The following is a 12,446-nucleotide window of genomic DNA, read 5'->3' as shown; positions in this document are numbered from 1 at the left end:
GATAGTAGGAATGGAAACTTGTTTCACATTCAAGACAAGAATAGGCTGGAATGATGATAACCTCATTGAAAGGGGAATTGGTTTAGAAAAATTCACTTATTTCGGGGATGGATTTCCAATGGCTCGTTGATGGTTTAAAAGAAGGCTTACAGCAGATGAGCTTGCTAGAAGGGATCGCGGTCTTCTTTGGGATCGCATCTGTTTATTATTCTATCAAAGAGAACATTTTGGTGTACCCTACGGGAATCATCTCTACCTTAATTTATGTCTGGATCTGCTTTCACTACAAGTTGTACGCAGACATGGGGATCAATGCTTATTATTTTAGCATGTCCATCTATGGATGGTATGTATGGACACACCCAAAAGAAGGAGAAACTGTCTTACCGGTTACTTGGTTGAAGCCATCTGGTTGGGTTTTTCAATCGTCCTTTTCTTATTTTCCTATGGGGCTTTATACTTGATCTTATCTCAATTTACAGATAGTGATGTGCCTTATTGGGATTCATTTACTACCGCCTCTGCTTTTGTTGGGATGTGGCTGATGGCAAAGAAGAAAGTGGAAAACTGGATTTTTTGGATTATTACTGATTTGGTTTCTGTGCCTCTTTATTTCTATAAGGGGTTAATTTTAACTTCCTTTCAATTTATGTTTTTCACCGTGTTGGCAACGATGGGCTTGTTGGCCTGGATAAAATCTGAACGAAGCTATGCAGCCTAAACGAATACTGATTCTAGGTCCTGAGTCAACTGGGAAAAGCACCTTATGTCAAGACTTATCCACAGCCTATCAGGAACCTTGGGTTCCAGAGTTCGCCCGGGAATATTTGGAAAAACTGGGCAAACCATATCAATATGAAGATTTATTGGAAATTGCCAAAGGGCAAGTGAAATTGGAAGATCAACTTGCACATAAGGCGAATAAATACCCTTTTTGCGATACAGATTTACGAGTTATCCACATTTGGTCCGAACATCGATTCCAAAAACTGACCCGTGGGTCTTAGATCAAATCCTAAAGAGAACCTATAGTCTGATTTTATTGACTGATACAGACTTGCCCTGGGAACCTGACCCACAACGGGAATATCCTGAACTGGAAATGAGGAAGTATTTCTTTGATAAATATTTTCAACTCGCTCAAGAAAGCGGATTTCCATTCGAGGTGGTCAGTGGGAATGAGGCTTCTAGACTTAAACAAGCAATAGATTATATTAACAAGTACCTTAACAAAATCAACCCAGAATGAATCGATTCTTTTTATCTCTTTTAGCTGCCATTCTGTTTATTGGATGCTCCTCACCAGAAGAAAAGCCAACCAAGCCTAATATTGTATATATCCTCGCTGATGATTTGGGCTTTGGGGAAGTTGGTTACCAAGGACAGGAAAAGATTCATACTCCGAATATTGATGCATTAGCGGCTTCCGGAATGGTATTTACGAATCATTACACAGGAGCTCCTGTTTGTGCTCCAGCAAGATGTATTTTGTTAACGGGTAAGCATGGGGGACATGCTTATATCCGTGGAAATGACGAATGGAGAGAAAGAGGAGAGGTTTGGGATTATGCCAAAGCTGCAGCAGATCCCAATCTTGAAGGGCAACGACCTTTACCTACCGGAACAGTGACACTTGCTTCTCTTTTGCAAGGTCAAGGTTATAAAACTGGAATTGTGGGTAAATGGGGTTTAGGAGCTCCAACCACAGAGAGTATTCCCACAAAAATGGGCTTTGATTACTTCTATGGTTACAATTGTCAAAGACAAGCACACAACCTTTATCCACCACATATGTGGGAAAATGAGACGAAAGTACCACTTAATAATCCTATTGTGGTTCCCAATACAAAATTGGACCCTGAAGCTGATCCCAATGACCCCGCCAGCTATGCTAAATACCAGCAGCAGGATTATGCGCCAACCTTAATGCATGAAAAGGTTTTAAGTTTCTTGGAGGAAAGCAAAGATGAACCTTTCTTCTTGTACTATGCTTCCCCCTGCCTCATGTCCCTCTGCAGGCGCCAGAAGAAGATGTGGATAAATATGAATCGGAATTTGGGGACGAAGTTCCATATGATGGATCAAGAGGATACTTTCCAAATAGATATCCACATGCCACTTATGCTGCCATGATCACCCTCCTTGACCAACAAATCGGTGAGGTTCGTAATAAACTGAAAGAATTGGGATTGGAGGAGAATACCATCATTGTGGTAACAAGCGATAATGGCCCTACTTATACAGGTGGAGTGGATTTTGATTATTTCGAAAGTTCAAAGCCGTTTACCAATGGCTATGGGAGAACCAAGGGCTTTGTATATGAAGGAGGGATCAGAATACCAATGTTGGTGAGTTGGCCAGGTAAAGTTCAAGCCGGATCTACCACTGATCACATCTCGGCCTTTTATGATGTTATGCCTACTTTATGTGATCTATTGGGAATTCCCGTTCCTGCTGATGCAGATGGGAAAAGCTTTTTACCGACATTACTTGGACAGGAGCAAGAGGAACATGATTACTTGTTTTGGGAATTTCCGGAATATGGAGGACAGCAGGCTGTAAGAATGGGGAAATGGAAGGCGGTTCGCCAGAATATTGTGAAGGAAGAAAATCTTGAAATTGAATTGTATGACTTATTGGTAGACCCAAAGGAGCAAAACAATGTGGCAGAAACCCATCCGGAAATCGTGAAAAAGATGGAAAAGATCATGAAGGAGGAACATACCACTCCAGAAATAGATCGCTTTAAAATGGCTGCATTGGGAGATAAATAAGTTTTACACAACTTAATTGTTTACCACTTTCCTAAAGAAAGTGTTGCAGCCTCGACGAGCCTCATCATATCTGGATGATAATTATTGTTCAGGATGATGATGGTCTTATTTTCTTCAATGTATCTTACAATAATGGTCTTGTAACCGGGGTTATCTCCTGTATGCATCACCATTTTTCCTAAGGGGCTTTTGGGTTCCAATTCCCAACCGAATCCATAATAGCTTCTGGTTCCATCATTTAGCTTGGCAGGAGAATATGCAAGTTCCATGGTTTGTTGGGAAACCAATTGATCGGTATATAAAGCTTGATCCCATAATAAAAGGTCTAGGGGAGTACTACTTACTTCCCCGGACCTTTTCTATTTCCTAACCATACGGTATAATCCGAGGAGTGGAAGTTATTTGCGTTGACATATTCTCCAGCTTCATTTTTTATGTGTCCAGCCGCAAAGTTTTTTACTTTGGCTTTTGCTTCAGGGGATCGGATATCGGTGTTTTTCATACCTAAAGGTTGAAATATCCATTCCCTCATTAATTCTACGAAATCCCTACCTGTAGCTTTTTCGACAATACTTGCCAAAAATACATACCCGGTGTTGCTGTATTCGTACTTTTCTCCTGGTTCAAAAAGCATAGGAGGTTGATACTGGTTCAGGTATTCGAGAATATCAGGATTACCTGCTACTTTGCTCTTATCCCAATGCTCATCCATGACCGCTTGATAATCGGGTACGCCACTTGTATGTGTTAATAATTGTCGAATTGTAATTCCACGGTACGGGATGTCCAGGTATTTCCCAACTGGATCATCATAATCCAGCAGTCCTTTCTCCTGGCACATCATAATCATCATAGCAGTAAATTGCTTGGATACGGATGCCATTTCAAAAATGTCGTTCTTCTTTAAAGCGACCAGGTTCTCAAAGTCTCGTAAGCCTATGGCTTCTTGGTACAGGACTTTACCTTCCTGAGCTACTAATATGACTCCCGAAAACCCTTCACTTCTTGCTTTTTCTACTGCGTCTACCAGAATTTTTCTTGAGCAATCGCCAAAGAGGTAAATGCAAAAAATAGGAGGATGAATTGGAAGATGAATTTTTTCATGCGCTTAGGGTAAGTGAATAGAAAAATACAAAACCTTTGCCTCATGCACTAATAGGGGAAATGAAAAAAGTGGAAAATAAGAAAGCCACAGGTGACTGTGGCTTTTCTAATCTGATCCAGTTTGGATTGGAATTAGTTATCCAATCCGCCTCTTCTAGTTGGAGATCTTTTTGCAGGCCATTCAGTTGGTTCACCGTTCCTTCCTATAGGAACTCTCACTTCTCTGGACACCATATTTTCTTCTTCACTGGCCATATAAACCATGATAGCAGCCATGATCACATTGCTTTGAACATCATCAAAAACAATTTTGTCATAAGTGTCCAAGTTGGTATGCCAGGTGTAGTTGAAATAAGACCAGTTCAAGGAACTCAAAGAGAATGCTGGGACTCCTGCAGCTACGAAAGAAGCATAATCAGAACCTCCTCCGCCTGGATTCCCAGGGAAATTCGTATTGATATCTCTCGTGATTTCTCTTGGAACTTTGGACATCCATCTTCCTAAATATTCATAGCTATCTACAAACCCTTGCCCTGAAACATTGGCTACTCTACCTGTTCCGTTGTCTTGGTTAAATAAGGCTTGGATTTTATCCATCATTTCTGGATGATCTTCTACAAATGCTCTTGATCCGTTTAATCCTTGTTCCTCAGAGCCCCAATGTCCTACCAAAATTGTTCTTTTAGGATTTGGATAGATTTTTTCAAAACTCTCATTACTTCCATCATCATAATGGTTCCTGTTCCATTATCGGTAGCTCCTGTACCACCATCCCAAGAGTCAAAATGGGCTGATAACATTACGTACTCATCTGGTTTTTCTGTTCCTTTGATTTCAGCAATGGTGTTGAATGTAGGAACAACCCCAAGATCTTTGGATTGTGCATTGAGATGGATCATTGGTTTTTCTCCACCTTCTGCTAGTCTAAATAGTAGGCCATAATCTTCTAATGAAAGATCGATGGTAGGCACTTTTTGGTATAAGCAGAGAAAATTTTATTTGCTCCGAATCCTTGAGACCAATAAGAGGTAATGATTCCCAACGCCCCTGCATCTTCCAAAGCGGTTGGAAGTTCTCTTCTGCCTTTACCCGTTTTTTGAAGTCTTTCATTCCACGCTCTATTGGATTCGGTGCGTTCCTCTTTCATCTTTTCGAAAGATTCTTCCGTGGCAAATTCTTCCCAATTATAATCTGGTCTACCTGTGATTTGTGGTGCAGAGATCATCACATATTTACCTTTTACAGATGGCAACCAAGCCTGGAAAGCAGCTTCATCTGCCACATCAGGAATAACTACTACTTCTCCTTCGGCTCCTCCTTTTGGGGATGCTGGGCTCCAGGCTAATTGTTGACCTGCCAAAGATTTGGTCCAAGGAGCCACCATATCGATATGGGTGATTCCTCTTTCCCATCCTTTCCACTCACCCCATTGTTCGTTTCGGGCTTCAATTCCCCAACCTTCATATTTCGTTACGGCCCATTCATGAGCTTTCTGCATATTGGGAGTCCCCACTAACCTTGGACCGATTCCGTCCATTAATTCATGAGCAATCTCTTTCAACTGAGAATTTTCAGTTTCTTCCTTGATGATCTTTTCGATGATTTCGTCTTGGGCTTGTGCTTGACCTCCCAAAATTAACATCAAACTAAGACCGAGTAGGTATCTCTTTTTCATATTTGGTGTATTTAAACGATAAAAATAGGCTTTGAAAAACGCTTTTCCACACCGCTGGTGGATTTGTATTTGTCTAAAGAAAGTTACACTGGACGTTTCCCACAAAACTCTGGGTTTTGATAAATGGTAAAACAAATAATTCCAGCGTTTTTCAATGATCTAAGATGCTTCTTATCCATGGGGCTATCTGTATAATTTTGTAGATTTCAGATCTGCTCAACCCTTATTGAATGATTGCAACTCTTTTTCAATTCTTTTTATTTCTCCAGTTTAATCCATCTGATGTATGGGATAGAAATCCTGTAGCATTATCTGATACTTTGTATTATCAAAATCCAGTATTTGAGCCAGTTCTTGCAGACCCTACAGTGATCTATGATGGAGAATTCTTTTATGCTTATGGTACGGAGGACACTGGGGGGAAGAAGGAGGCTATCATTTAGTTCCGGTAATCCAATCCAAAGATCTGGTCAATTGGCAATTTTTAGGGAACTCCATGGCCCAAAAACCCAATTGGAAAAAGCGAGGAGGAATCTGGGCTCCAGATGTGACCAAAGTAGGCAACCGATTTTTCATGTATTATTCTTTTTCAACTTGGGGTGACCCTAACCCGGGTATTGGATTGGCCATTGCGAATTCTCCTGAGGGACCATTTGTGGATCAGGGTCCGGTTTTCACTTCTGAAGAAATAGGAGTAAAAACTCAATTGATCCTTTCTATTTTGAGCAGGATTCCAATAAGTACATGATTTGGGGAAGTTTTCATGGACTTTATTTGACTCAGCTTTCCGCTGATGGTACCAAAGCCATAGGGGATATAATTAAACTTGCTGGAAATCATTTGGAAGCAGCATACTTAGTAAAGAAAGGAGAGTATTTTTATCTTTTTGGTTCTTCTGGAACCTGTTGTGAAGGAGCCAATAGTACTTATCGAGTGCTAGTGGGAAGATCAAAAAATATAGAAGGGCCTTATGTAGATCAAGAAGGAGGGAATTTATTGAATGAATCCTCAGGAACTTTCGTGGTAAGGAGCAACCTGGGAGATAATGGTTTTGCCGGACCTGGACATAATGCGGAGATCATTTCTGATTCAAATGGGAATGACTGGTTGCTATATCATGGAATGGATAAAAAAAGCCGAAATTAGGCAATGGAACCAATCGGAGAGTCTTGCTTTTGGATCAATTGATTTGGAAGGAAGGTTGGCCAAGAATTGAAAATTATGAACCTAGCGCTGCTCCAAAAATTGCGCCCCAATTTGATGAATAAAACCCAATCTAAACTAATGTATCAGTACACCAGAAAAGCTTTTTACTTCTAGGTATTACAATAACTTCTTTTGCCTGCCAAAATGGTTCGGGCAATAAGGAAGTGACCCTAGTTGATAAGATTGAAACTCAAGCTACCAATCAATATTATGTAAGTAATCGAGCGCCATTGATCCCAAGTTCATTAATAAAACTGCCTGTGGGTTCAGTAAAGCCAGATGGTTTTTTAAAGGAATTCCTGTTGAGACAAAAGAAGGATTGACAGGGAATTTAGGGGAAATTTCTGCCTGGCTTCAAAAAACGGATAACGCTTGGCTTTCTCCGGATGGAGAAGGTAAATGGGGATGGGAAGAGGTTCCTTATTGGTTGAAAGGCTATGCAAATATTGGATACATTTTAGAGGATCAAAAAATGATCGACGAGGCGATGGTCTGGATTGAAGGGACTTTGAATAGCCAACGGGAAGATGGAAATTTTGGTCCAAAGCATTTTGATGGGGACAATCAGGATTTTTGGGCAAATATGATCATGCTCTATTGTCTCCAGTCGTATTATGAATATTCCCAAGATCCTCGGGTGTTGGAGTTAATGACCAAATATTTCAAGTACGAGTTGACTGTTCCGGATGAAAATTTTCTAGAAGGCTATTGGCAAAAGCTTCGTGGAGGAGATAATTTGCATAGCGTATTCTGGCTATACAATCGAACAGGAGACGAATTTTTATTGGATTTGGCGGAGAAAATTCATCGAAATACCGCCAATTGGACAGGAAGGAATTTACCCTTAGAAGATATTAAAAACTACTACGAAGTACGAGACGGAGGGGAAGTTCCTGACTGGTATAGAGATCAGGTGGATTGGCATAATGTGAACCATGCCCAAGCATTTAGAGAACCTGCTCAATATTACTTGCTTTCCAAAAATGAACAGGACTTAAAGGCTTCATACGAAAATTTTGAAATCATTCGGAACCACTTTGGACAGGTACCAGGGGGAATGTTTGGTGCTGATGAAGATGCTAGACCTGGGTATGCAGACCCAAGACAAGGAGTAGAAACCTGTGGGATGGTTGAGCAAATGAATTCAGACGAACATATGCTTAGAATCACCGGAGACCCTTTTGGGGAGATCATGCAGAGGAAGTTGCCTATAATACCTATCCAGCTGCAGTCATGCCGGATTTTAAGGCATTGCATTACATCACCTCTCCCAATATGGCTTTGTTGGATGCGGAAAATCATTTTCCAGGAATTGGAAACAAAGGGCCATTTTTGATGATGAACCCGTTTAGCTCTAGATGTTGCCAGCATAATCATTCGCAGGGTTGGCCATATTTTATAGAAAACCTATGGATGGCCACACCCGACAACGGGGTTGCAGCGACACTCTATGGGGCAAATCAAGTGGAAGTCAAAGTGGGAGATGGAACGCTGGTTACCATCAAGGAATCCACACACTATCCATTTGATGAAGAAATTCGGTTTTCCTTCAGTATGGAAAAGCCAGTGAAATTCCCACTTTATTTAAGGATTCCTGAATGGGTAAAAAGTGCTTCTATTTCCATTAATGGAGAACTTGTAAGAGATCAAATTTCGGGAATTGGCTTTGCTAAAATCAATCGAACTTGGTCCAGTGGAGATCAGATATCCATTCAACTGCCAATGGAAATAGAGACCAAACGTTGGGAGAAAAACAGTAACAGTTTAAGTGTGAGCAGAGGTCCTTTGACTTATTCCTTGAAAATCAGAGAGAAATATCTAAAAAAGGATAGTGATGAAACGGCAATCAGGGATTCCAAATGGCAAGATGGGGTGGATACCAAAAAATGGCCTTCTTGGGAAGTTCATCCTGTAACGGACTGGAATTATAGCATCATTGTCGATGAAAATGATCCTGCATCCTCTTTTGAAGTGATGAAGGGGAAATGGCCTTCTTCTAACTTTCCATTTACACTGGAAGAGGTTCCAATAAAAATGGTGGTAAAGGCCCAGCAAATTCCCGAATGGCAATTCGATCAATATGGTTTGGTCGGGGAATTGAATGACCTTCCCAAAACTTCCGATCAACCTGTAGTAGATGTGACCTTGATCCCGATGGGAGCTGCAAGGTTAAGAATTACCGCTTTTCCAGAATTAAAAAATAGTCCAAGCACCAATGAATAAGAGATTTTTTCTAATCAGATTAATCCTGATCTTTCTTTTGTTTGAAGGGTTTTCCCAAGTTGGGTCGGCCCAAAAAAGTCATTCGAAAACCCTGTTTTAGCCGGTGATAGGCCAGACCCTACTGTTGTGAAAATTGGCAAGTATTATTATGCCTCTGCTACTTCCAATGAGTGGGCCCCTCTATTTCCTATTTTTAAATCCGATGATTTAGTGAATTGGGAGTTGGTAAATTATGTGTTTCCAGATGGTGCGCCAACTTGGGCAAAAAATAACTTTTGGGCCCCCGAGCTTTCTTATGATGAGGATCAAAAGAGAATCTATGCCTATTACACAGCTAGGGATAAGGAAAGTAACCGATTGAGTGTAGCAGTGGCAAGTGCCTCGACACCAGAAAGCAAATTCACTGATCACGGTCCATTGGTAGCACAGGAATATGGTTCCATAGATGCATTTGAAGCGAGAGATGAAAACGGAAAACTCTATATACTGTGGAAAGAGGATGGAAACAGTAAAGGACAGAAAACCCCGATTTGGGCCCAGGAAATTACAGAAGATCGTTCCAAACTAATAGGTGAAAGACATGAACTCTTTCATAATGACCAAGAGTGGGAAGGAGGATTGGTGGAAGGAATCGCGATTTTTAGAAAAAATGGGTATTTCTATGCCACCTATTCCGCTAGAGGTTGTTGTGAAATTTCCTGCGATTATGTCACTGGAGTTGCCAGAAGTAAATCGCTTTTAGGCCCTTGGGAGAAATATGAGATGAATCCGGTGATCAAGGATAATGAAAATTGGAAATGTCCAGGGCATGGTACAGTGGTCGAGAAAGATGGGGAGCTTTGGTTGCTCAACCATGCCTACAATCAGGAGGGGAGTGTTTATGTGGGCAGGCAGGGAGTATTGCAAAAAGTTGAATGGACGGATGATTTTTGGCCTGTATTTGCAAATGATGAAGAGTATTCTCGTAGCAAATCCTCCCTTGATTTTATTGATAATTTCAAAAGCAGATTGGACCCGGTTTGGCAGTGGAGAGTAACTCAGGATATTCATTTTGATACGGGGAAAGAAGGGCTAAAACTTCAGGCTTCAGAGGAAAATGAAAAGCTCGGAACCTTACTTGTGCAAGGAACGAAATCCTTGGATTACCAATATGAAGCCATCATTATTCCTCATGAACAGGTGGAGGCTGGCTTGGCTGTCATTGGAGGAGCCAACAATGGCTTTGGAGCACCCGTGGCTGGAATGGGAATATCGGTAAAAGGCGATCAACTTATACATTGGGAAACGATCAACCAACAAACAAAAGAAATCGCCTCACATAAGATTCCGAAAGGCAAGGAAGTAAAACTTATTTTGGCCATGAAGGATGGGTACAAAATGAGCACCTCTGCAGAAGTAGGAGAAGAGTCCATATCATTAGGTGAAGTTCAGGATGTAAAACACCTGGTTCCTTGGGGAATGGGATTTAGACTAGGTATGGTTGCCAAAGGCCAATCTGATTCCTTTGCTCATTTTAAAGAGGTAAAAATTTCATATTGAGAATTCTTAAAATAGATTGTATAAAATTATATTGTTTGATAACCAGTAGACCTATGAAAAAAATTTTGACGGCGGGAGTATGCCTATTAGCTGCTCATCAATTTGCAACAGCACAGACAAGCGAATATCAACCAGTTTCGGGAAAAATAATGACCGAATGGGCAGCAAAAGTAAATCCAGAGAATGTGCATCAAGAATATCCAAGACCTCAAATGACCCGAGGAAACTGGGTCAATTTGAATGGACTTTGGGACTATGCTATTCTACCCAAAGGGACAACAATGCCCAGCAATTATGATGGTGAGATTTTAGTCCCCTTTGCGATAGAATCAGCTCTTTCTGGAGTTGGTAAGACCGTGGGAAAAGACAACGAATTATGGTATAACACCACTTTTTCGACTCCAAAAAAAGGAAGCAAGGATAAAGTATTGTTACACTTTGTAGCATCAGACTGGGAGACAGAAGTATTTGTCAATGGGCAATCCGTAGGTGTGCATAAAGGAGGGTATGATCCTTTTCAATTTGATATTACTGAATTTTTAAAATCTGGGAAAAACCAATCGCTTCAGGTAAGGATTTGGGATCCCAGCAATGATGGACCACAACCAAGAGGAAAGCAAGTAAACAAGCCGGGAGGGATTTGGTATACTCCTGTGACCGGGATTTGGGAAACTGTTTGGCTAGAAACAGTTCCTACAAGTTATATTTCTGGGATTAGAAATTCCTCTGACATTCATTCCAAGCAAATTATAGTGAGCCCTGAAGTGAGCGGGGTTGAAGAAGGTCATCAAGTAAAGGTTTCTGCATGGAAAGATGGAACTATGCTGGCCGAACAAACAATCAGTCCTAATGGGACAGCAAAGCTGAGCATACCCAATGCAGAATTATGGGAGCCCGGAAATCCGGTGCTATATGATTTGAAGGTTGAATTGATCAATGGAAAGAAAATCCTTGATGAAGTAGGAAGTTATGCAGCACTTCGTGAAATCAAGAAGGCTCCTGACGCAAATGGTATCCAGCGCATGATGTTAAACGGTAAATTCCTTTTCCAGTATGGACCCCTAGATCAGGGATGGTGGCCAGATGGATTGTATACGGCTCCTTCTGAGGAGGCGATGGTTTATGACATTGCCAAAACCAAGGAGATGGGGTTCAACATGATTAGAAAGCATGTGAAAGTGGAACCAGCTAGATGGTATTATGCCTGCGATAAAATGGGTATGTTGGTGTGGCAGGATATGCCAAGCGGTGATATGGGGAATGGATGGGAGATGAAATTGGCTGTACTAGGAAGTCAAACAGACCGGGATCGTACTCCTGAATCTGAAGCGATTTATAGAACGGAATGGAAAGAAATCATGGATGATTTTTACAATTTTCCTTCTATCGTGGTATGGGTACCTTTCAACGAGGCTTGGGGACAGTTTAAGACCAAAGAAATCACAGAATGGACCGAGTCCCATGATCCAAGTAGATTAGTGAATTCTGCTAGTGGAGGGAATTTTGAAATGGATGGCACAAAGATCACGGGTGACATCATTGACCTTCACAATTACCCTGATGCAAAAATGCCTGCCCCTGGAATTTATGGTAAGGATAATATCCTTGTCTTAGGTGAATTTGGTGGCTTAGGGCTTCCAGTAGATGGTCACGTCTGGCAACAGAAAGACAATTGGGGATATCAGAGCTTCAAAAATGAACAAGAGCTTTTAGCCAAATACTCCCAATTGATGAATAGGATGGAAGAATTAATAGCAGCAGGTCTTTCAGCAGCAGTGTACACCCAAACTACCGATGTGGAAGTGGAGACGAATGGTTTGATGACCTATGACCGTAAAATCATTAAAATGAAAGCGGCTGAGTTAAAATCTCTTCATGATCGACTATATAAGGTTTCTATTCAGTAAAATCAGGTAAATTGATAT

At 41.1% G+C, this 12,446-nt stretch carries 10 protein-coding genes and 5 pseudogenes; 11 read left to right on the top strand and 4 right to left on the bottom strand.

The window, feature by feature from the left end; translation table 11 throughout:
* Positions 1-107 precede the first annotated feature (107 nt).
* The 3 pseudogenes from pnuC (at position 108) to V8V91_RS15250 (ending at position 2,774) form a co-directional block, all read left to right on the top strand.
* Positions 108-721, top strand: a pseudogene (gene pnuC, locus V8V91_RS15260) (nicotinamide riboside transporter PnuC).
* Positions 711-1,249: pseudogene (locus V8V91_RS15255) on the top strand (AAA family ATPase). The pseudogenes pnuC and V8V91_RS15255 overlap by 11 nt, the downstream one beginning before the upstream one ends.
* A pseudogene (locus V8V91_RS15250) lies at positions 1,246-2,774 on the top strand (arylsulfatase). Before V8V91_RS15255 ends, V8V91_RS15250 begins: the two co-directional pseudogenes overlap by 4 nt.
* Before the next feature lie 20 nt (positions 2,775-2,794).
* Here V8V91_RS15250 and V8V91_RS15245 read toward each other — a convergent pair.
* The 4 genes and pseudogenes from V8V91_RS15245 to V8V91_RS15230 form a co-directional block, all read right to left on the bottom strand.
* Positions 2,795-3,064, bottom strand: a pseudogene (locus V8V91_RS15245) (serine hydrolase); the annotation flags it as partial.
* Positions 3,065-3,114: 50 nt separating this feature from the next.
* Positions 3,115-3,756, bottom strand: a complete 642-nt coding sequence (locus tag V8V91_RS15240) for a serine hydrolase domain-containing protein (RefSeq protein ID WP_373400712.1) — start codon at positions 3,754-3,756, stop codon at positions 3,115-3,117.
* A 254-nt stretch (positions 3,757-4,010) separates the two neighbouring features.
* Positions 4,011-4,678, bottom strand: a pseudogene (locus V8V91_RS15235) (M20/M25/M40 family metallo-hydrolase).
* Positions 4,679-4,824: 146 nt separating this feature from the next.
* Complete coding sequence (locus V8V91_RS15230) at positions 4,825-5,553, bottom strand: hypothetical protein (RefSeq protein WP_373395957.1); 729 nt, start codon at positions 5,551-5,553, stop codon at positions 4,825-4,827.
* A gap of 230 nt (positions 5,554-5,783) precedes the next feature.
* On the opposite strand from V8V91_RS15230, the gene V8V91_RS15225 reads away from it, so the two are divergent.
* From V8V91_RS15225 to V8V91_RS15190, 8 genes are all read left to right on the top strand, one after another.
* Positions 5,784-5,996: a hypothetical protein gene (locus tag V8V91_RS15225; protein WP_373395956.1), complete on the top strand. Its 213-nt coding sequence runs from the start codon at positions 5,784-5,786 to the stop codon at positions 5,994-5,996.
* Positions 5,939-6,301: a family 43 glycosylhydrolase gene (locus V8V91_RS15220; RefSeq protein ID WP_373400711.1), complete on the top strand. Its 363-nt coding sequence runs from the start codon at positions 5,939-5,941 to the stop codon at positions 6,299-6,301. The genes V8V91_RS15225 and V8V91_RS15220 overlap by 58 nt, the downstream gene beginning before the upstream one ends.
* Positions 6,298-6,699, top strand: coding sequence for a family 43 glycosylhydrolase (locus V8V91_RS15215; RefSeq protein ID WP_373395954.1), 402 nt, complete (start codon positions 6,298-6,300; stop codon positions 6,697-6,699). Before V8V91_RS15220 ends, V8V91_RS15215 begins: the two co-directional genes overlap by 4 nt.
* Positions 6,700-6,923: 224 nt before the next feature.
* Entirely contained in the window at positions 6,924-7,082 is a 159-nt protein-coding gene (locus V8V91_RS15210; RefSeq protein WP_373395953.1) for a hypothetical protein, read from the top strand.
* Positions 7,079-8,095, top strand: a complete 1,017-nt coding sequence (locus V8V91_RS15205) for a beta-L-arabinofuranosidase domain-containing protein (RefSeq protein ID WP_373395951.1) — start codon at positions 7,079-7,081, stop codon at positions 8,093-8,095. Before V8V91_RS15210 ends, V8V91_RS15205 begins: the two co-directional genes overlap by 4 nt.
* On the top strand, positions 7,993-8,982 hold the full coding sequence (locus tag V8V91_RS15200; RefSeq protein ID WP_373395950.1) for a hypothetical protein: 990 nt from the start codon (positions 7,993-7,995) through the stop codon (positions 8,980-8,982). Before V8V91_RS15205 ends, V8V91_RS15200 begins: the two co-directional genes overlap by 103 nt.
* Positions 8,983-9,108: 126 nt before the next feature.
* Entirely contained in the window at positions 9,109-10,521 is a 1,413-nt protein-coding gene (locus V8V91_RS15195) for a glycoside hydrolase family 43 protein (RefSeq protein ID WP_373395949.1), read from the top strand.
* A 53-nt stretch (positions 10,522-10,574) separates the two neighbouring features.
* A complete protein-coding gene (locus V8V91_RS15190) occupies positions 10,575-12,428 on the top strand; it encodes a glycoside hydrolase family 2 protein (protein WP_373395948.1) in 1,854 nt (617 codons plus the stop codon).
* The last annotated feature ends 18 nt before the right edge of the window (positions 12,429-12,446 follow it).

This window comes from Algoriphagus halophilus, from assembly GCF_041729275.1.
In the GTDB taxonomy this organism is placed as follows: Bacteria; Bacteroidota; Bacteroidia; order Cytophagales; family Cyclobacteriaceae; genus Algoriphagus; species Algoriphagus halophilus_A.
Note: the sequence above shows the minus strand (reverse complement) of the source record. Positions and strands in the feature narration are given on the sequence as shown.

What these genes read in the sequence shown, in the direction of transcription:
- V8V91_RS15230 (WP_373395957.1), bottom strand. Translation starts at nt 5,553, where the DNA reads ATGAAAAAGAGATACCTACTCGGTCTTAGTTTGATGTTAATTTTGGGA.
- V8V91_RS15190 (WP_373395948.1), top strand. Translation starts at nt 10,575, where the DNA reads ATGAAAAAAATTTTGACGGCGGGAGTATGCCTATTAGCTGCTCATCAA.
- V8V91_RS15225 (WP_373395956.1), top strand. Translation starts at nt 5,784, where the DNA reads ATGATTGCAACTCTTTTTCAATTCTTTTTATTTCTCCAGTTTAATCCA.
- V8V91_RS15200 (WP_373395950.1), top strand. Translation starts at nt 7,993, where the DNA reads ATGCCGGATTTTAAGGCATTGCATTACATCACCTCTCCCAATATGGCT.
- V8V91_RS15215 (WP_373395954.1), top strand. Translation starts at nt 6,298, where the DNA reads ATGATTTGGGGAAGTTTTCATGGACTTTATTTGACTCAGCTTTCCGCT.